Here is a 21,947-nt window from a genome sequence, read left to right as displayed (position 1 = left end):
TGTTTTAAAATATCTTTAAGTCATAAATATATCATTTTTTTAACATATATCATTCCTATAAGAAATAAAAAAGGAGATCTTATAAAGACCTCCTTAATATTCTAGCAAGAATAACCCGTTGTACATTTACAAAAGATAAATAAAATCAATAATTTATACTATATTTATGAATTGTGTTTAATCTGCGAGAATGTAAGAAATAAGAATTATTTAAAAAGATAGACCCCGAGCAACCAAGGTTCTCGGGGTGACAATTGTGAGGTAAGGCTATCGGTCGGCAAAGCCGACCGCCTTATTCACCCTAGGAATTGTCACTCCGACGGACGAAGGAGTGTCGGGGTCTAATACTATTCATTTATATTTTATTCTAAATGCACAACGGGTTAAGAATTATAATTATCTTTTTAAATATACAAATCCTTTCAGAGTTTCACCAGATTTTGGAATACCTTCTCCTCCACCTAATTTAATCATATAGTAATAAGTACCTTCCGGAAGAATATCTTTTCCAACATTTAATTTACTTTGAGAAGTACCATCCCAGTCATTCAGATAGTTTTCACTGTGGTAAACTTCAAAGCCCCAACGTGTATAAATCCAAACTTCAGTATTAGGATATGCATCTAAATTAGAGATGTTGAAGAAGTCGTTTACACCATCTCCATTCGGTGAGAAAGTTTCGACAACTTCAACGCCACAATTATCAACCTTGACTGTAATTATTTCAGCTAAAGCCTCACAATTCTGATCTGTTTGTGCATAAACGTAATAAGTCCCTGCATTTAGAGTTGTTACAGGTTCTAGTGTATAATTGATTCCATTATGCACCTCATTATTATCAAATACCCAATGATAGGTATAATTACTATTAGGATTAGTAACTTCTAATTCGAGAGGATTGCCCGCACATCCACCTAATGTATATTCATCAACGTTATTAATTACTGGAATAGGGTTTACTATAATTTCTACAGTACCGTTATCCGATCCACAATTTTCAGCTGAAGTAACTATCAAAGTATAAGTACCCCCATCTGATGAAAATGCATCTGGAATAGTTGGATTTTGAGATGAACTAGTAAATCCATTTGGTCCAGTCCATGAATAATCAGGATTTGTTACATTATTAGTTACATCCCCAGAAAGCTGAATATTATCACCTTCACAAACTGAGCTAGATGAACCTGCTAGACTGATGATTGGCTTTGGATTAACAGTAACCACAAACTGAGCACTCACATCTGGACAAACGCCTGAACCACTTACCGTATAACTAATGGTGGTACTTCCTACATCGTTTCCGATAACTTCACCTGAACCATCTACAGAAGCTGTCCCATTATTGCTAGAACTCCATGTTCCTCCCGCATCACCATCGCTTGTTAACTGAATAGACTCACCTTCACAAATTGAATTATCTCCACTAATTGTACCTGCATCACTAGACGCATCAATTGAAACAGTAACAGCAGTTGAATTACTTTCACATGTTCCATTGGATTGGGTAGCATAATAAGTATCTCCATCTACTAATGCATCACTTCCAGCTAGAGGAGTACCTCCAGAAGCAGAAGAATACCACTGAATATTTGAACCGCTTGCTGATAAATCACTAACGCTTGCAGAACCACAGAAGCTTTGTGAACTCGATGCAGTAGGCTCTAACGGAGTTGTGTTTACCGTTACTACAACAGAACTTTGATCTGAACTACAAGACCCATCTCCTGTTACAGTCACTGTATAAGTTCCAGAAGCGCTTGTAGATGCTCCTGTAATAGTTGGATTTTGGTCTGAACTTGTAAAACCACCAGGACCATTCCAATTATAAGTAATATTATTTCCTACAACAATGTTTGCCTCAAGATTTATATCATCTCCTTCACATAAAGTTGTAGTCAATGCACTAGCTGTAACCACAGGTTTAGGATTATTGAATGAAACTGCAATTGTTGAATCCTTCGAACAACCAGCATTATCTGTTACAGTAACTGTATATGTACCAGATGCTAAATTAGTAGCTGATGCTGAAGTACCTCCACTAGGAGACCATGAATAAGTATAACCTGGTGTTCCACTAGTAACAGTAATAGCAATACTTCCATCCGTTCCATCTTCACAGGTTGCATTTGTTACAGCTACATTTGAAATTACGGGAGCATTTGGATTATTTACAACAATAGATGCTGTTTGAGAACAGTTCTTACTATCTGTTACTACTACGTTATATGTTCCTGCACCTAAGCCAATAGCAGTTGAAGTTGTTTGATGACTTGGATCATCCCAATAATAAGTATTACCTCCATTCCCTCCAGTTACAGATACCGTTGCTGTTCCATTATTCACTGAACAATCCGAAGTAGAAGAACTTGTAGTAAGGGCTATTACTGAAGGCTCTGTGATTGTTACAGAAGCAGTGTTTTGACAGGTATTCCCATCAGTTACAGTTACGGTATAAGTACCTGGTGCTAATCCTGATGCTGTTGCACCATTTCCTCCTGAAGGACTCCAAGAATAAGATAAAGATCCACCACCTGTAGCGGTTACCGTAGCTGAGCCATCGTTATCTCCATTACATGTAACATTACTTTGAGAAGAGATATTGACATTTGGCAATGAGTTAATCGTAACATTTATACTCACTCGATCACTCTCACATCCTCCAGATGTTTGCGATACCCAATATGTACCTGTTGTTAAGGCTTGTCCTGACGAAAGAGCGGTTCCACCTGAAGCCGAAGAATACCATTGAACACCCGTTCCTGTTGCCGTTAAATCATTTACGGTTGCAGAAGCACAAAAACTCTGATTTGAAGCTGTTGGAGGAGCTGGTTTAGGGTTTACAGTAACCGTCACAGTAACAGGCGCAGATGTACATCCATTCGCAGTAACTGTCAAGGTATATGTTCCCGTACTTGTAATATTTGTAATTACTGGATTCTGTACATTACTTGTAAAGCCACCAGGACCTGTCCAAGAATATGAACTAAATGATCCAGCGTTTAATTGCACATTTTCTCCCTCACAAACTGAACTTGGAGTAGCTGATGGATTTGCCACTGGAGTTACAGGCGGATTATTAATAGTTACTTGATTTGATGCGTTAGACTCACATCCTGCCACAGTCACGGTAAAAGTATATGTCCCCGGAGGTAAATTTGAGATTGTTGTAGAAGTTCCTGAACCTGTTACAGTTGTTGCTCCCGGATAAGTAGTTACTGTCCAAGTTCCACTAGAAGGCAGCCCTGATACTGTAACGCTTCCTGTTGTTTGTCCACAACCCGGCTGAGAAGCCACAGTTGCTGTTGGTGCAGGAGGTGGGGTACAGATAATTTTTCTACATTGAACAGATTGTGTTGGAGATATATTAGAGACAACAATACTGATGCTCTGACTTTTTACTGTTCCAGACCAACTATTATAATAAGGTGATGGATTGGTAGGGGAAATTGTAGCAGATTTTGGGTTAATATTATTTGGTGCACAAGCATCTAAAGGGACATCTCCATTGGGATCTGTCTTTATAACATGATAATCATATCCAGTCATCCCCATGCTTGTAGAACACAGGATAAAGCTATTATCTTGTGTTAATGAGCCATTAGCTAAAATACCGCTTATCAAACCAGCTGAATACGATTTTGCAAACACATTTGTATTTGCTGTGCTATTTATTCTATGAGTATAAGTACCAAAAGATGGAATAAGACTAGACATATTTATGTACAAACCTGTGATCGCGAGATCAGTAGTTCCTGATACCTCATATATATTAGCCGCATCAAAAACATGGCGTGATAACAGTCCACTAATATAGAAACTTTGACTAAAGGTAGAGTTAAAGGAATTTCCAGTTGCTCCAAACTTTACAATCCATTCATCCGTTTTAGAAGTTCCAACGGCTATGGGAGTTCCAGCTGATGTTTTATTTATTGCATACAGACTTTTACTATCTTGCGTAGCAGAAAAATTAAGCGCATCATACTGTACATGATAGGTCACATTACCGTTAAAATCGGTCTTTAAAACAAGTGCATCAGTTGCAGTGTTATCTTCTCCATCACTATTAGTGCTCGAACCATAATTAGCCACCTTATATCTCCCAACCGCTACATATCCATCTGCTGTTTCAACAATATCAGCAAATGAAGCACTATTGAAAATCACATGTCCTGGAGGTGTTTTAGCAGCGTTATTATAATAGCGAAAAACTTTATGCCAAACATGATTCCCATTCACATCTAACTTTACAATTAAGGGAGAATAGATAGACTCAGTTTGTTGATTCCCATCTCCATCTGTATAAGTTTGTGCATTAAACTTTGGTTCAGGTCCAACTCCATCAGGATCATATCCAGTAACATACCCTACAGCAACATATCCACCATCGGATGCTTTCACAATTCTATTGAAATAAGCTCCTGTAGCCTCGGATATTCCAAATCTTTTAGAAGCAACTAAATTACCGCTAGCATCTGTTTTAATAAAAACAGCGTCACTGGAAGAACTGCCTCCACACGCATAATATTGACTATTTGGTACATCCTTTTTAATATCACTCAATTGGAAAGCAATAGAATTATCTAAATATCTTTTTGCCCACATCAAGTTACCATCCGCATCTAACTGTAAAATGGTCCCATAAATTGGTAAAAAGGACATATTTGTACCGGCAATTAGATAAGTCTCAGGAGTTAATCCTTCAATGGTTTGTCCTGGCAAATTCATCAATCCCTGATTGTAGTTAATTCGAAAGGTGGTGGTTAATTGACTATATAGCGTACTAGATAGCACTATAAGTAATAAGCTAAAAAAAATATTTTTCATAAGCATAGTAAAAGATTAAGTTTCATATAAATAGCATGACAAATTTATACTTAAATATGGAATATACAAGTATATTTTATTGGAATTTGCTTCACTACCGATAATCATCATTAATAACCTTTTGTAATATATATTTACCTATTATGTAAATATTATATTTTATTATTATTACTCATTTAATTTTGTTAAAAATGCATCATTATGGAATTATTAAGGAGACTTAATGCTTTTTGTTTTGCCTCTCAAATTATAATTGGAGGATTTATCTTCTTACCATCTAGTATAAACGCACAAAGTTATTGCACTCCGGATTTCAGTAACGGATGTTCGCCAAATATCACTATCAAAACTGTAAATATTCAAGGTGAAACCACTTTATTAGATAATAGCAACTCTGGATGTAGTTCTGGTTCTTATGGGGATTTTACTAGTTTGACCGCACCAGATTTGGAGCAAGGAAACACGTATGCAATTCAGATAGGAACTGACTATAACTTATACTGGCAGATTGATGTAAGAGGATGGTTAGATTTAAACAACAACGGAACATTTGAGGAAAGCGAAGAAATATTAACTACGTTTGGTCAGAATTTAGCACCAACTTATGGAACTTCCAACGGAATGGCTGGAAGCAATACTAGCTTTAACTATACCGTACCGGCTAGTACACCTACTGGAGATTATAGAATGAGAATCAGATTACTCTATAATTCAACTCAAGTAAGCACAATGGATGCCTGCACACAATATATGTTTGGTGAAAGTGAAGACTATATGATTCACATAGGCACATATACACCGACTCCTACTTGTAATGGCGCGCCAGATGCAGGAATCATTTCTTCTAATGAATCATTAGACTTATGTCCAGATGAAGATTTTATCCTTTCAGCAACTGGGTCTTCTAATGATTTAGGGGTTACACTTCAATGGCAACAAAGAATTCCAGCAGGAACTGGAACATGGACAGATATTAGTGGTGCAACAGGGACTACATTAACCGTAAGTGGTATTACAGATAATACAGATTATAGATTAGTAACCACTTGTACTCCAACATCTGATAATTCTACTTCAAATACATTGACAGTAAATTTAAAGCCTAGTACTGAATGTGGAACATCTGATATAAATCAACAAAATACAACTATTTTAAAAATCTATCCAAATCCAGCAAAAGATAAAGTTATCATTGAAAATAATGGAAGCGATGATGTACAAGCTGTTTCTATTTACAATATAGTAGGAGATCTCATGCTATCACAAGAAAATATTAATAATATTGATGTATCACATCTAACACAAGGTACTTATTTTATAACGATACAGTTTAAAAATGGAGAGAACTCTATTCGTAAACTTGAGATTATTAAATAGATGAGTTTTCATAGTGTGCAAAGTGGGGCTACTCGAAAGGGTAGCCTTGCTTTTTTTATAAACTAGCTTAAATCAGTTTTTTACTTACCTCACAATCTATAAGAAAATATTATCTTTGCATGCGACAATTGAAAAGAATACAATTATTAAAATTTAAAATATGGCTATTAAATCAAATATTATTTATACAATCACTGATGAAGCGCCTATGTTGGCTACATATTCTCTTCTACCCATTATTAAAGCATTTGGGAAGCAAGCAGATTTGAAATTTGAAACAAGAGATATTTCTCTTTCTGGAAGAATTTTAGCTCAATTCCCTGAACTTCTATCAGCTGACAAAAGAGTTTCCGATGATTTAAAAGAATTAGGTGAATTAGTAAATAAACCTGAAGCCAACATCATTAAGTTACCAAATATCTCTGCTTCTGTAGCTCAAATCAAAAAAGCTATAGCAGAATTACAATCCCAAGGTTATCCTTTACCTGAGTATCCTGAAGAACCAAAAACAGAGGCAGAAAAAGAAATTAAAGCAAAATATGATGTAGCCAAAGGAAGCGCAGTAAACCCAGTTTTACGACAAGGAAATTCTGATAGACGTGCACCAAAGGCAGTTAAAGAATATGCTAAACAACATCCTCATAAAATGGGAGCTTGGTCTGCTAATTCTAAAACACATGTGGCAACCATGAATGATGGGGATTTCATGCATAATGAGAAATCTGTTACTGTTGAGAGAGCCACTACTGTAAAGATTGAGTTAGATTCAAATGGCAGCAAACAAGTCTTAAAAGAGATAAAATTATTGGATGGAGAAATTATTGATGCTACAGTAATGAGTAAAAAAGCATTGATAAATTTCTTAAATGAACAAATCAACGATGCAAGAACTTCTGGGATTATGCTTTCTTTACACATGAAAGCAACCATGATGAAGGTATCTGATCCAATTATCTTTGGTCATGCAGTGAAAACGTATTTTAAAGATTTATTTGTAAAATATAACGATACGTTTGAGAAGCTTGGAGTTAATGTCAATAACGGTTTTGCCGACTTATTAAATAAGATTGAAAATCTACCTACTGCTGAAAAAGAAGCTATCCTAAAAGATATTGATGCTACTTATCAAAACGGACCTGATTTAGCAATGGTAAATTCCGATAAAGGAATTACTAATTTACATATTCCTAGTGATGTAATTGTAGATGCTTCTATGCCTGCAATGATTAGAACATCAGGACAAATGTGGGATAAGACTGGTGCTCAACGCGATACAAAAGCGGTTATTCCAGATTCAAGTTATGCTAGTATTTACCAAGCAACTATTGACTTCTGTAAAGCAAATGGTGCATTTAACCCTGCTACGATGGGAAGTGTTCCGAACGTTGGGTTAATGGCACAAAAAGCAGAAGAATATGGTTCACATGATAAAACATTTGAAATCCCTGCAGACGGAATTGTACGCGTGATCGATGCAAACGGAAATGTATTGATGCAACACAACGTAGAAAAAGGTGATATCTGGAGAATGTGTCAAGTGAAAGATGCTCCTATCAAAGACTGGGTACAACTAGCAGTTAAAAGAGCTAAAGCTAGCGACACTCCTGCGGTATTCTGGCTAGATGAGAACAGAGCTCATGATGCTGAATTAATTAAAAAAGTGAATGTTTATTTAAAAGAATTAGATACTACTGGTTTAGATATTCGCATTATGACTCCTTATGATGCTTGTAAACATTCTTTACAGAGAATTAAAGATGGAAAAGACACTATATCTGTTACTGGAAACGTGTTACGTGACTATCTAACAGACCTTTTCCCAATTTTGGAATTAGGAACAAGTGCAAAGATGCTTTCTATCGTTCCATTAATGAATGGAGGTGGTTTATTTGAAACAGGAGCCGGAGGTTCTGCGCCAAAACACGTTGAACAAGTAATAGAAGAAAACTATTTGCGCTGGGATTCATTAGGTGAATTTTTAGCTTTAGCAGTTTCTCTAGAACATCTTTCAGAAGTTACTGGAAACACAAAAGCAAAAGTATTAGCAAACTGCCTAGATGATGCAACTGTTTCTCTATTAATGAATGAAAAGTCTCCTCAACGTAAAATTGGAGAATTAGACAATAGAGGTAGTCACTTCTACTTGGCTCTATATTGGGCTCAAGAGTTAGCAAAACAAAATGAGGATGCAGACTTAAAGGCTAAGTTTGAACCTATTGCTAAGGCATTAACTGAAAATGAAGCTAAAATCGTTGCAGAACTTAACGGTGTTCAAGGTTCACCAGCTAATTTAGGTGGTTATTATCATGCACCGGAAGCTACACTTTCTCAGGTTATGCGTCCAAGTGCTACATTAAATGAAATTATGAAGTTTTAATTTCAAAGAGATAAGGTAAGAAAAGGGTTGTCGAATTGACAACCCTTTTTTTATTATATTAATTTACACTCCTCTTCTAGTATACCACTTACCACTATTGGTACTTCTCCCCAGCTTGAAATCGATATATCTCGCAGAATAGGATAACTAGAACTATCTCCACCAATTTCTCCTACACGCAAACCCATAACTACTTTACTGATTTTATGGTGACGAATAACATAGGAACACATTATACAAGGCTCATGAGTTGTGACTATGGTGCAATCTGTAAAATCTTGAACTCCTTTCTGGATAGCATCTTGGATTGCTTCTACTTCTGCATGACGGGTAACATTTTTACTTGTTTTCCCTGCCTCAACTCCTTCTCCGATAATCTCTCCATTTTTAATGATAATAGAACCTACCGGGCTATCGCCTCTTGCTTTAGCTATCCTTGCCAACTCAATACAACGCCTCATCCAAATTACATAGATTTCATCCATCTTTACTCAGTTTTAGTAATTAATTTTGATTTGGCCCAACCTACAAATTTGAAATTACGTTTCTGAATCTTATTATTGAAGGATACATCTTTCAAAGCGGTGTAGACTGCTACTACCTGAACTTTATCTTGCTCAAAGATTAGGTCATCTTTTAAACGAACTACTAATCTATCTCCGAGGATTTCAGAATTGAGCTGAATCTTTTCTAAAGCTACTACATAATAAGGTTCTTTAGAAAGGAAAAATACTTTTGCTATAGTGCCGTTATTTGGGAGGAAATGAGTCGTGATGTCATTGTTTGTAATCATTTGTAACTGCAACTCTGTACCCACAATAGATTGATCCACAAGCCTTTCCTTAAAAGCACTCGTTAGCGGTAACCATTTACCCGGTTCTACATGTGTTTGACTTAACTTACCTGAAATAAACACAATTAAATAGAGCCCTGAGTAAATCGATTCAACCAAGGCATCGTTCGCATATTCCGCATCATATTTTAGAGCGATTGCAACATATTCAAAAGCAAAGATACCCGCAAGAGAATAAAAGAGGTAATTCCCTAATTTATCAGATTCAATTATTTTTTCTTCGTCGTAAAACTGAGAGTTATTTAATGCATTATTTTTAAAGAAATTCCAGATTATAATTCCTATAATTAATAAGACTATTGATAAGAATGAAAAATCGTCAACTTTCAAATTAATCAACCAGAAATCATAGAAACCATGAGCAATACTGGCTATAAGGAAGAAAATTATAAACATGAATGCTGGATTTTTTTTCAGCTTATACTTATTGAGAATAATTCCATATGCAATTATGGATGATAAAAACATGTGCATGACAACAGCAGTCAAGGCTCTTCCATGAATACTAGTAAGGCTTGTTGAATCCAAATAAATTAAATTCTCTATAAAAGCAAAACCTAAAGCAGAGATTGATGCATACAAGATATAATCATAAGGTTCATTCACTTCTTTCGTATAGCGTAGCATAATGAATAATGGAATGATTTTTACAAGCTCCTCTATAGCTCCAATACCAAACACACAATATAAAAAGTCATTGACAATTTCTCCATTTAGAGTAAAGCCTTCAACTAAATTCAAATAATCTGTTATTGGATGAACTAAGAACGAAAAAATCATCCCTAATCCGAGGGTAAACAAAACATAACCCCATTTTTCAGGTTCATAGATATCTACTTTTCGTAGATACATCATCCAGCTCCCCATAATTAAAATCGCTGCCAGAAAACCCCAAAAATTAAAATTATGGAATACATAATAAAATACTGCGCCTATATAACCAGAAACATTACCATTCAAGAAATAAACAGCGCTCTGTAAGTCATTGGTTATGTATTCTTTTGCTTGGGGTGATTCTCGAAGTAGAGAGTCTATTCCATCTAAGCGATTTAGATAATAAAGCAAGTAACTTAAATAAGGATAAGCCTCCGATAGATTGCCTCCATTTTGTATTTCTAAACGAAGATAATATTCTGCAGAATCTAAAGATTCTAAGGAAAGAAATGCTACACCCAAAGAATTATTAAGATATTTTAAATCTCTATTTTTTACTTTTGATAATTGTTGCAACTCTTCTTTTGGTTTTTCCCAAAAACCATTTATCAACCCCAAACAATAATACCCAATATCAGCTAAACTATCATCAGATGTCTCACTAAGGCTACGATAAAAATCATATAATTCATCTTCTCGACTTTCATCCTCAACACTTCCATCATGATAACTAAAATGAGTAGTCAATAGTTTGTGATGGTAATCAATATTCCCTATTTGCTCAGTTATCAGCTCTAAATAAGTATTTTCAGCTTCTGCATATCTACCAGTATTAATTTGATATTCTGCTTGCTCCTCATACGATCTATATTTCCAATCGGGAATCAAAAAATTAATGACGAGGACTATAATTATGAATCCACCAATAATGATATAATGCGTTTTATTCATAGAGCTATTTTATACAAGAACAAGGTGGATCAAATTTTACTGTAGCATTGGGAAATGATTGCGTCCATCTATCAACAAATTCTGGAGAGAAGGTAGTTCCTCGAAAATCAATAAATTTGATTTGTTGCAAAGAGATAAAAGCATTATCTATAGAAAGTAGGCGGTTATCCCAAATATCTAAATACAGTAGTTTAGTAAGGTTTTTAATTCCAACTGGAATAGCATCAATTTGATTTCTGCTTATATCTATGTATTCAAGATTTTCAAGATAAAAGATTGGAGCAGGAAAGGACATAAATTTATTCTTATCTGCATACAAGAACTGTAGAGAAGTGAATGAAGTGAAGAAATCCGGTAATTGAGTTAACTTATTCTTACTTAATCTCAATGCTTTCAGATTCTTAAATTTACTAAGTTCTTGTGGCACTTCTAGCAATTTTGATTTACTTAAATCAATCGCGAAAATAGTATCTGGATTGGCATGTTGCACATCAGAAAGCAGGTAGTAATGATAGTTATCTTTAGGGAGCTGAGACCAGATAACACTACCAATTAAAATCATTAATCCAAGTACGAAGAATTTTCTCATCTTCTTTCATCTTTTCTTTTAATTCTTCTAAAGTATTAAATTTTTTCTCATCCCGAATCCGTTTTAAAAGTTTTAATGTGAGATAATCTCCATATAAATCTCCTTTAAAATCTAATAAATTCACTTCAATTGTAATAATTTCTGAATCCGACACTGTGGGTCTACTCCCAATATTCAACAAACCAAAATGAGACGTTCCATTCTCTCTAACTACTCGAACAGCATAGATTCCATTTTTAGGTAAAATCTTTACATCGTTTTCAATATCAATATTTGCTGTTGGAAAACCGAGTTTAGTTCCTAACTTTTCCCCGTGAACTACTTTGCCATTAATTTCAAATTCTTCTCCTAAATAGGTATTTGCCAAATCCACTTCTCCTTCCATTAAGGCATTTCGAATCTTTGTAGAGCTAATATTAACTTCATCAATCTCTTCAGCGCTAATTTCAATCACATCAAAGTCATACACAGTTGATAATTCCTTTAACAATTCTATATCTCCCTCCCTATTCTTTCCAAAATGATGGTCATACCCTACAACTATTGTTTTTACTTTTAATTTAGTCACGAGAAAATCTCGTACAAATTCAATGGCAGAGATTCTAGAAAATTCAGGAGTAAATGGATATACAATAATATTTTGCAACCCTATTCTCTTAAGTTTAGCTAACTTTTCTTCCTGTGTTTCAATAAGTTTAACTCCATGAGATTCAGGGAAAAGAACCATTCTAGGATGAGGGTAAAATGTGAAAAGGACTGACTCTCCTCCAATCTTTCGAGCAATTTCGTTAACCTGATTAATGATCTTTTGATGCCCTAAGTGCACACCATCAAAAGTACCAATTGTCAATACAGGGTTTGGAATATGGTCAATGTCGTCGAATCCCTTGAAAATTTTCACGCTTTTTTTATTGCAAAGATAATAAATGTATGATGTGGGAATCCAGCTATCAAATTATTTTTAGACACATTACTTCAATGGACAAATTATTGAGCCACTCACCGGACTTGAACCGACGACCTGCTACTTACGAGATAGCTGCTCTACCAACTGAGCTAGAGTGGCAAATTAATCTATTTTCATTTCAGGAACAAACTCAGGAATAACTAAATCTGCTTCTGTTAAGGCTTTTATTTCTTCTATACTAACTCCAGGCGCTCTTTCTAATAAATGAAATTTACCACCCTTAATTTCCATCATTGCTAAATCAGTTACTACTTTAGTAATGCAATTCACACCAGTTAGCGGTAATGTACATTTCTTAAGAATTTTAGATTCTCCTTTCTTGTTAGCATGCATCATAGCTACAATGATATTCTCAGCTGATCCTACTAAGTCCATTGCACCTCCCATTCCTTTAACCAATTTTCCGGGAATTTTCCAACTAGCTATATCGCCATTCTGATCGACCTCCATAGCCCCCAACACAGTTAATTGAACATGTTTCCCGCGAATCATACCAAAAGACAAAGATGAATCAAAGAATACTGCACCAGATTTGGTAGTAATTGTTTGTTTACCTGCATTAATCAAATCTGGATCTTCTTCTCCTTCAAAAGGGAAAGGCCCCATTCCTAACACACCATTTTCAGATTGAAATTCCACTTCAATACCCTCTGGAATATAATTGGCTACTAATGTGGGAATACCAATTCCTAGGTTCACATAATATCCATCTTCTAATTCCTTAGCAATACGCTTTGCAATTCCATCCTTATCAAGTGCCATATCAATTTTTCTTTAATTCAATTCTAAGGATTCAAAGATACATGAATTTTTACTTAAATTCCTAAAATTAAAGAGAAAATGAAGCTGAGTTTTTTTACAATAGTTTTGGTTATTCCAATCATAATATTATTTTTGCAAACGTTTTAATGATAGATATGTCTTGAATTAGAATTGGGTCCTATAACTCAGTCGGTTAGAGTATCTGACTCATAATCAGAAAGTCCCTGGTTCGAGCCCAGGTGGGACCACAAAAAGCCAAAGAGGTTGTTTTAAAATTAGTTTTGAGACAACCTCTTTTTTATTTCTCAAATTAAAATAATCATTACTATCAATCTTTTACATTTAAATATTTTGGTTTTGCATACTAATTCTGGTAGTTTAGAAATCGTATTTATATCTAATTGAATATAGGTTAAAAGCATTACTTCGCTAATGCTTTTGACTAGTAGCGGGGACAGGTCCCGATAGCTATCGTGGACGAACCTATGACTGTATACCCATAAAAAAAAGTGCTACTCTCGTAACACTTTCTTAGTAGCGGGGACAGGTCCCGATAGCTATCGTGGACGAACCTTTGACCAATATTCAAAAAAAAAGTGCTACTCTCGTAACACTTTCTTAGTAGCGGGGACAGGACTCGAACCTATGACCTTCGGGTTATGAGCCCGACGAGCTACCAACTGCTCCACCCCGCAATATATCTTTAAATCTAAATTGCTATTCACACACGTCCTTTCGAACGGGGGTACAAATATACATACATTTTAAGGATATCCAAAGGATTTAGAAATTATTTTTGAAATCCGTTTAGAACCTAAATGTTAATCCTGCCATAAATTGGAAGTTACTTACAGGATATTCATACCAACGCTGGTACTTTTGCGCTGCTAGATTGTTGAATTCTACGAAGATAGAAAAACGTTTACTCCATCTGTATTCTACTCCTAAGTTCGCATCAACAAGAACACCTAATTTCTTATAATAAATACCATCTTGCATTTTTACACCTTCAACGGTTTTATCATACATACGTGCATAACGTCCAGTCTCGAGTGTCACATCAGCTCGTACAATAAGTTTACTGAAAATATTGTAATAACCTCTCAGAATTACTTCAAATTGCGGTAGATTCCAGGCATAAGGATTGTTCTTAGTCTCATACGAATGGAATCTTCCAATGGCATCTATCTTTAACTTTTCATTTTTTTGATAAGAGATACTTGCAGATATAGTTGCAATATTTAGGGTATCATAGATTACACCAAACTTATTTCCAGATGAGTAGATAGTATCATTTACAAACAAAGCCCTATTTCTATAATGTCCATAAGAAAATTGAGTATTGAAACTGATACTTGAAGAAAGAGTTCCTTTAAATCCTCCATGCACTTCGTATTGGCTTTCATTCACTAAATTCACATTTGATGCAATGAATTCATTTCTTCCCGCTAGAGAGCCATACCTTTGCTGTTTGAGTCCTCCTTTAATCCCCGCATAAGGAATAAAAATATCATTAAAGAGTGAATATTTCACTTCTGCTAACGGATACAAACTTGCTCTAAATTTACTTCCAAAATCTAAAGCTAATTCCCCACCAATCAGAAAATGCAGTTTACCCTGAACGCCATAAAAGCTAGTTACTGGTCTTAAATAAATGATAAAATCATTCGAGAGGATACCAGTATCTAGTGGATGGTAAGTGGTATCTAAAGCAGTAAAAATACTATCATAAGGATTAATAAGATGTTCACCTTTAACTCCATACTTATATTGGTTAAATGAGAAATCTAAATCTGCACGCAAATTAGATAGAAGCTTATTAGTAGTCGCATTATATTGCCATCTTGTCTTTAAGGCAGCATAATTCTCTCTTCCATACCAATCTTTTAGCGTATCCATTTTGGGTTTTCTACTATGGAAGTTTTCATATTCTACCCCAATTCGATAATTAAACATAGCCGAATCTTTTCTATGTGAATCAAAAAAGCCATTAAATCCTATAGTTTGATAACGTTGTAAAGTACTGTCTTTACTTGCATTTGGGTTTCGGAAGCCATAGTAATGTAACCCTTGATTCTGATAAAATAGCTGTCCACCGTATGAATATCTAGATTCTTCCACCTTTCCAAAAGCTTTAATATTAGATATATCATATTGAGCAGGAGCATACTTTTTAATCTTACCCCATTCAGATAAATGCTTTCCATGAAATCCCCAATTAAATTTTCTAGAACGAGAAGAATTATAATAGATTTCGCCTAAGCCCATAAGCATATTTCCACCCGCTATTTTTGTATAGCCATTGTATAGTTGAGTCAATTGGGCGCGTTGTTTTATGGTCGCTGGTTTTATTTCCTCAACATTAAAAGAAGTTTCCTTCTGAATAACAAGATAAGGATAATCAACAACAGGAGAATAGATTGTTGTATCAATAGTCTTCGGCCTAGAAGAAATTCTATACGCTGGTGCAATAGAACGATCAGATTCTGTAATAATTTCAACATCTCCTTGGGCAAATGCAGAAGAAATCAAGTGAATCAACGTGATCAGTAAGAAATATTTATTCATTATCTTCATCATTCATATCTATCATTCGGTTTATATTGTCCTCCACATCTTTAGGAGTTTCTTTCAACTGTAAAATCTCTTCTTTTACGGATTGTGCCTCTTCCTTAATTCCATCATCAGAATTCGGGTATTTCTCAATTACAATATTAATAGTTTGTTCAGCTTGGAATAAGTCATCAACCGCCATAAACACCTTAGCTTGTAAAATAAATGATCTTCCCATCCACACAGCATCCATAGGTTTGCGATTCATTAATTCATTATGTAGTTTCTCCGCATTCACATAGTCTTTTAATAGATAATTTGCCTCTGCAAGCAGGTATAAGGCTTCCATCCCTCTTTCATTACTAATCTTATCAGCAGTCCAACGGAGATAACTAAGCGATTTCTGTAATTGATCTGATTTAAAGTAAGAAACACCTGCTATATAATTTGAGATTTCTTGTAACTCTTTATCTTTTAGTAATTCGTTCTCTAGGACTTTTGACGCATAATCAGCTGCCTTGGTATAATCTTCCAAAAGATAATAACATCTCATTAGTCCCAATTGTGTATTATAAATTACTTGTGAATTGGATGTTAACTTAATCAACTTCTCATAGTATGGAAGCGCCTGATCATATTGTTCGTTATTAAAAAGGATTTTTGAACTTCGGATTAGTGCTTCTTCCGTATAGGGAGAGTTTGGCTTCTCTATAATCTTACTATAGTATAAGACTGCCTCTTCTTGGTCATCTCTTTGATAGTAAATATCAGCTAAATAACTTGTAAGTTGTATCGCAAATCGACCGTCAGGGAAGTTCTTTAAATATTTATTTATTTCAGTAATTGCTTCATTATATTTTTCATTGACATACAGCTCATTAGCTGTCTCATAGAAGAAAATCTCCTCATCGTCAGATGAAATCTCAGCACATGGAAACTCTTTACCTAAAGCTACAATCTTGTCTTGCTGTCTGGTAGCTCTGTAGATATCGACTATTCCTTTAGTAACTCTCTTACATGTTACATCATCTAATGCAAATTCTTTAAGTACACGTCTGAAGTAGCTTTCAGATTCTTGATAATTTTTCTGTTTAAATTTAATGTCTGCTATCTCAATTAGCGCATCTTTAACAAGAATGTTACTTGGATAATCTTGAATGATTTTATTAAAATTTATCAAAGCATCCGTATATTTTCCTTCATTTTTATAGCCCGATGCTATATCAAATAAGGCTGGAATAACAAAATTTGATTTTGGATAATCCTTCAGTAGCTTTTCAAGTGTAGTGATTTGTGCTTCTCTCTTTGCTGGCATGAGTCGATACACTTTTGATAAAGAATATAATACCTCATCTTTCTGTATCCCGTCATAACTAAGGGCATTTTCATAATTCATTGCTGATTTCTGGAAATCAGGATCATCTTTTGTAAAATAGCAATCTCCTAGGCGAGTATAAGCATCACCTAAACGCGCTTTGTCTTTGATATTAGATAATTGAGTATATGTTCTAAATGCCTGGATTGCTTGCACCCAATCTTTTTGCATAAAATAAGCATAGGCAATATTATAATAGGCATTTTCTTTTAGTTGAAGGTCGTTCATTCCAGGAACTAACAAAAAGTCACGATATCCATTAATTGCTGCACTCCAACTTTTCAACATATAATTAGCATCTGCCGACCAAAATTTGGCTTTCGCTGTAATCATCGGATTTACATCATACTTATTTACACCTTTCAAAATCTCAATACATTTTGTATAGTCACCTCTTTCGTATTTTTCAATACCCATATTGAATGAAACAATCTGATAAGCTGTTTTCAACTTAATATTCTTATTAGGAATACGATCCAATGATTTTAAAGCTTCTTCATAGTTTTTAGTACTTGAATACACATTTACCATATAATTATATATGTTTTCAGTTTTATCAGAATTTGGAAACTTAGCAAGATATAACTCAAACGCTTTGATAGATTCATTGTATGGATTGTAATCAACCTTGTAAGATAATACGGCATAATTATAAAGGGCATCCTCTTGAATTTTTATATCAAAATCAACATCAGAGGCAGATTTAAAGGCTGCACGTGCATAATTCAACTCTTCCTTTTCTATATATGCTTGTGCAATATGGTAATACGCTGCTTGGGTAAGGGCATCATTCTCTTTGGTAACCCGATTAAATAATTTTACAGCATTATCATATTGTTTACTTTTTAAATAAGAGTAGGCTAATGCATAATCTTGATCACGAGTTGTTTCTTTTCTTTTATTATAATCTTCTAAATATGCAACTGCCTCATCATATTTCTGAACTCTATAATATGCATCACCGATAAGTAGATTCATTTCTGCCGTATTCTTTTCAATCCCATTATCATTATTGGTATATTCTGGGGCCAGTTCAGCTACTTTCTTGTAATTACCCATTAAATAGTAGATCTGAACAATATAGTATCCTACTTCTTTCTGAAAGGCAGAGTTATTTTGTAGTTTTAAGAAACCATCTAAGGCTTCTTGATAGGCTTTATTTTTATATGCAATGTGTGAATAATAATATAAGGCAGGATCGCTATAATTCGATTTACCATCCTTTATTTCATAAAATTCATTTCTAGCAGAAGCATAGTCTTCTAACTGAAAATTGGCATATCCTAATTTAAAATGATACGTTGCTAATTGTGCTGTATCTAATTCTTTAGGGTCTGTTTTATCTAGCCATTCTTTGGCATCCTTATATTTTTTACTTTGGTAGTAATTTTCACCAATTTTAAAAAAGATTGTATTCTTATAAATACTTTCTGGGTATTCATTATTGAATTCCATTAGCAATTTGATAGCATCTCCATTAAAAAGTTCAAGTGCTGCCATTCCTTCATAATACCGTGCCTTCACATACATAGGATCTTGTACGTCTTGAAAAGATTTGGTAAATTCGGAGAACACTTCGCGTGCAGCCCCATATTGTGCTTTCTCGTAAAGCTCTTCACCTCTATAGAAATTTGCATATTCTCCTTTATAACGATCAGAAGCTTGCCCCCAAGCTAAAAAAGAAAATATCATACAGAAAATTAATATAAAACCACGTGGTATTATCATCATTGAGACTTTGGTATTAAATGATAAAATTAAAAAGGAATATGCTGAAGAATTTGACCTATTTTAAAAGTTTTGAACGTGATTGTGTTTAAATTGTTGTTTTATAAATCAAATTCTTTTTTTTATTTTAGTCATCTTTGTATAAATCTTTAAAAGCGTGGAAAAAGTAATCAATATTGAACTAGGAAGAGTTGAGCAAAAGGGAGTAACCGTACTTCAAGACATTAACGTTTCTATTGGGCCAAAAGAATTTGTTTACTTAATAGGGAAAACAGGGTCAGGAAAAAGTAGCTTCTTGAAAGTGCTTTATGCTGATCTAGAATTAGTTGGAGGGGAAGGGAATTGCGTAGGATATAATTTAAATAAATTAAAGAGGAAAGATATCCCCATGTTGAGAAGAAAGATTGGAATTGTTTTTCAAGATTTTCAACTACTTACAGACAGATCTGTGATGCAGAATTTATTCTTTGTGATGAAAGCTACTGGCTGGAAAGACAAAAAACAGATGGAAATTCGCGGCTTAGAAGTTTTGCGAATGGTTGATGTCGAAGAAAAAGCCTATAAAATGCCCCATGAATTATCTGGGGGCGAGCAACAACGTGTTGCAATTGCGAGAGCCCTTTTGAATAACCCACAACTCATTCTGGCAGATGAACCTACGGGAAATCTAGATCCGGAAACTGCAGAGGCTATTATGCGACTTTTACATGCAATTGCATCAGAAGGGACAGCTCTTTTGATGGCCACACATGACATCCATCTAGTTGAGAAATTTCCAGGAAGGGTTTTAAGGGTTGAGAATAATACCGTAAAAGAGATTGAGGGTATTGGGAATTTTAATCCATTCGAAGAAAATCTAATCTAAAACCCGTCGTACATTTATAAAAGACTGACCAATTCAATGAATAAACCCTGAGTAACCAAGGTTCTCCGGGTTACAACCGTAAGTAGCTACTATTGGTCGGCTTTGCCGACTGCACTATCCTCTCCCTATATTATCACTCAGACGAACGAAGAAGTGTCGGGTCTAACACTAAAATTTACACTTTATACTAAATGCGCAGCGAGTTAATCTATAAAATCTCTAAAACTCTTTCTGGTGGTCTTCCTATTACTGCCTTGTCACCATTAATAAGTATAGGTCTTTCAATTAAGATAGGATATTTTACCATAGCATCAATCCATTGCTCTTCTGTCAGTTTTTTTCCTTTAAAATTGTCTTTATACACTTGTTCTCCTTTGCGAACAATATCTTCAGCAGGTAAGCCTAACTTTTTTAATACATCTTTAATATCTTCCTTTGAAGGACCTTCTTCTAAGTATTTTACGACTTCATAGTCTATTTGTTTTTCATCTAGAATATCTAATGCACAACGGCTTTTAGAACAGCGAGGATTGTGAAATACTTTCATATTAACTTAATTTTCCTTTGAGTGTTTTCATAAACTTCGAGGCATACACAAAATCGATAATTTCTTTGTTTTCAGTTTGTATAATTTCCTCTTTGGAGCCTTGCCACCAATTCCTTCCTTGATGGATGAATGTGATATAATCTCCTATCTCAATCACACTATTCATATCATGCGTAATGACAATAGTAGTCATCTCATATTCATAGGTAAGTTCTTTAATAAGATTATCAATAACAATGGAGGTTCCTGGGTCTAGACCTGAGTTTGGTTCGTCACAAAACAAATATTTAGGATTCATAGAAATAGCTCTTGCAATTGCAACTCTTTTCTGCATACCTCCACTACACTCAGCCGGAAGGAGTTTATTTTTACCCTTTAAATTCACACGCTCTAGACAGAAATTAGCACGATCCATCATTTCCTTCTTAGACATACTAGTAAACATACGTAGTGGAAACATAATATTTTCCTCAACAGTCATAGAATCAAATAAGGCAGAACCTTGGAAGAGCATCCCAATTTCTTTATGAATTTCATTCTTTTCTTTCTGAGATAGTTTAGTGAAATCTTTTCCATTATAGCATATCTCTCCGTTATCTGGCTCCAATAAACCAACTAAGCATTTTGCTAAAACAGATTTACCTTGACCAGATTGACCAATAATTAGATTCACCTTTCCTTTGTGGAATTGAGCGGAAAAATCAAAAAGTATATGATTTTCTCCAAATGATTTATTAATATTTTTAACTTCAATCATTTAGACCAAAATAAGTTGAGTAAGTACAAAGTCAGATAACAGGATGATAATGCTACTCCAAACAACTGCTTGAGTAGAAGACTTTCCAACATCTAATGCTCCACCCTTTGTATAATAACCAAAATATGCAGAAACAGTAGTGATTATAAATGCAAAAATACACGTTTTGATTAATGCGTAAGAGACATCACTTACCCTAAAAAAAGCTCTGATTCCAAAAATATATTCTTCATGTGAAGCTAAACCAATTGAGACAACTGCGTAATATCCTCCGATTAAACATAATCCCATAGACATTATAATCAAAAATGGAATAAAGAAAACAGCAGCTACAATCTTTGGGAATACCAAATAGGTTAATGAATTTACACCCATAATTTCCAACGCATCAATTTGTTCGGTAACACGCATGGTGCCAATTTCTGAAGCAATATTTGAACCTACCTTACCAGCTAGAATCAATGACATGATAGTAGGAGAGAATTCCAAAATAGTAGTCGAACGAGTAATATACCCAATAGTATATTTTGGTAAAAGTGGGCTATCCATGTTAGACCCAACTTGTAGTGCAATTACTGCCCCCATGAAAACGGAAAGAATGGCCACAATAGCAATCGAACTCATACCAATAATGCCAATTTCTTGAACAATTCTGGTATAATATACACGAAAGCGTTCAGGACGTGAAAATACACGTGTGAGCATTCTCATATATCTCCCTATGGAACTAATGTAATTCATATAACATGCTAAAATAATAACATCTTC

At 34.6% G+C, this 21,947-nt stretch carries 14 protein-coding genes and 3 tRNA genes; 4 read left to right on the top strand and 13 right to left on the bottom strand.

Annotated elements, in window-relative coordinates:
* Positions 1-396: 396 nt before the first annotated feature.
* Positions 397-4,824 (bottom strand): gliding motility-associated C-terminal domain-containing protein, encoded by a 4,428-nt coding sequence (locus M9897_02765; GenBank protein MCO5267799.1) that lies wholly within the window; start codon positions 4,822-4,824, stop codon positions 397-399.
* 201 nt (positions 4,825-5,025) lie between these two features.
* Here M9897_02765 and M9897_02760 point away from each other — a divergent pair, with 201 nt between their 5' ends.
* A complete protein-coding gene (locus M9897_02760; protein ID MCO5267798.1) occupies positions 5,026-6,201 on the top strand; it encodes a T9SS type A sorting domain-containing protein in 1,176 nt (391 codons plus the stop codon).
* 160 nt (positions 6,202-6,361) lie between these two features.
* Entirely contained in the window at positions 6,362-8,578 is a 2,217-nt protein-coding gene (locus M9897_02755; GenBank protein MCO5267797.1) for an NADP-dependent isocitrate dehydrogenase, read from the top strand.
* A gap of 53 nt (positions 8,579-8,631) precedes the next feature.
* On the opposite strand, the gene M9897_02750 is transcribed toward M9897_02755, so the two are convergent.
* The 6 genes from M9897_02750 to M9897_02725 form a co-directional block, all read right to left on the bottom strand.
* The gene (locus M9897_02750) at positions 8,632-9,063 is read right to left on the bottom strand and encodes a nucleoside deaminase (GenBank protein ID MCO5267796.1); all 432 of its coding nucleotides are present in this window, start codon (positions 9,061-9,063) and stop codon (positions 8,632-8,634) included.
* Between the two features lie 2 nt (positions 9,064-9,065).
* The gene (locus M9897_02745) at positions 9,066-11,036 is read right to left on the bottom strand and encodes a PrsW family intramembrane metalloprotease (protein ID MCO5267795.1); all 1,971 of its coding nucleotides are present in this window, start codon (positions 11,034-11,036) and stop codon (positions 9,066-9,068) included.
* Positions 11,037-11,040: 4 nt separating this feature from the next.
* The gene (locus tag M9897_02740) at positions 11,041-11,625 is read right to left on the bottom strand and encodes a leucine-rich repeat domain-containing protein (protein MCO5267794.1); all 585 of its coding nucleotides are present in this window, start codon (positions 11,623-11,625) and stop codon (positions 11,041-11,043) included.
* Complete coding sequence (locus tag M9897_02735; GenBank protein MCO5267793.1) at positions 11,582-12,526, bottom strand: bifunctional riboflavin kinase/FAD synthetase; 945 nt, start codon at positions 12,524-12,526, stop codon at positions 11,582-11,584. Before M9897_02735 ends, M9897_02740 begins: the two co-directional genes overlap by 44 nt.
* A gap of 92 nt (positions 12,527-12,618) precedes the next feature.
* Positions 12,619-12,691: transfer RNA gene (locus M9897_02730), tRNA-Thr, on the bottom strand.
* Positions 12,692-12,694: 3 nt separating this feature from the next.
* The gene (locus M9897_02725; GenBank protein ID MCO5267792.1) at positions 12,695-13,354 is read right to left on the bottom strand and encodes a CoA transferase subunit B; all 660 of its coding nucleotides are present in this window, start codon (positions 13,352-13,354) and stop codon (positions 12,695-12,697) included.
* 174 nt (positions 13,355-13,528) lie between these two features.
* Here M9897_02725 and M9897_02720 point away from each other — a divergent pair.
* Positions 13,529-13,602, top strand: a tRNA-Ile gene (locus M9897_02720).
* A 374-nt stretch (positions 13,603-13,976) separates the two neighbouring features.
* Here M9897_02720 and M9897_02715 read toward each other — a convergent pair.
* The 3 genes from M9897_02715 to M9897_02705 all read right to left on the bottom strand — a co-directional run bounded on the left by M9897_02715 (position 13,977) and on the right by M9897_02705 (position 18,974).
* Positions 13,977-14,049 (bottom strand) — tRNA-Met (locus M9897_02715).
* A 112-nt stretch (positions 14,050-14,161) separates the two neighbouring features.
* The gene (locus M9897_02710) at positions 14,162-15,922 is read right to left on the bottom strand and encodes a hypothetical protein (GenBank protein ID MCO5267791.1); all 1,761 of its coding nucleotides are present in this window, start codon (positions 15,920-15,922) and stop codon (positions 14,162-14,164) included.
* The gene (locus tag M9897_02705; protein MCO5267790.1) at positions 15,915-18,974 is read right to left on the bottom strand and encodes a tetratricopeptide repeat protein; all 3,060 of its coding nucleotides are present in this window, start codon (positions 18,972-18,974) and stop codon (positions 15,915-15,917) included. Before M9897_02705 ends, M9897_02710 begins: the two co-directional genes overlap by 8 nt.
* A 193-nt stretch (positions 18,975-19,167) precedes the next feature.
* Here M9897_02705 and M9897_02700 point away from each other — a divergent pair, with 193 nt between their 5' ends.
* Complete coding sequence (locus tag M9897_02700) at positions 19,168-19,875, top strand: ATP-binding cassette domain-containing protein (protein ID MCO5267789.1); 708 nt, start codon at positions 19,168-19,170, stop codon at positions 19,873-19,875.
* 208 nt (positions 19,876-20,083) lie between these two features.
* Here the strand turns inward: M9897_02700 and arsC are convergent, their stop codons facing one another.
* The 3 genes from arsC to M9897_02685 are packed head-to-tail and all read right to left on the bottom strand — an operon-like array spanning position 20,084 to position 21,920.
* On the bottom strand, positions 20,084-20,422 hold the full coding sequence (gene arsC / locus M9897_02695; protein ID MCO5267788.1) for an arsenate reductase (glutaredoxin): 339 nt from the start codon (positions 20,420-20,422) through the stop codon (positions 20,084-20,086).
* Between the two features lies 1 nt (position 20,423).
* Positions 20,424-21,179, bottom strand: a complete 756-nt coding sequence (locus tag M9897_02690) for an ABC transporter ATP-binding protein (protein ID MCO5267787.1) — start codon at positions 21,177-21,179, stop codon at positions 20,424-20,426.
* Positions 21,180-21,920, bottom strand: coding sequence for an ABC transporter permease (locus M9897_02685; GenBank protein MCO5267786.1), 741 nt, complete (start codon positions 21,918-21,920; stop codon positions 21,180-21,182).
* Positions 21,921-21,947 lie beyond the last annotated feature (27 nt).

The organism is Brumimicrobium sp. (assembly GCA_023957385.1).
In the GTDB taxonomy this organism is placed as follows: Bacteria; Bacteroidota; Bacteroidia; order Flavobacteriales_D; family Crocinitomicaceae; genus Brumimicrobium.
The sequence above is the reverse complement of the archived record's forward strand: the minus strand, read 5'-3'. Positions and strand labels throughout refer to the sequence as shown.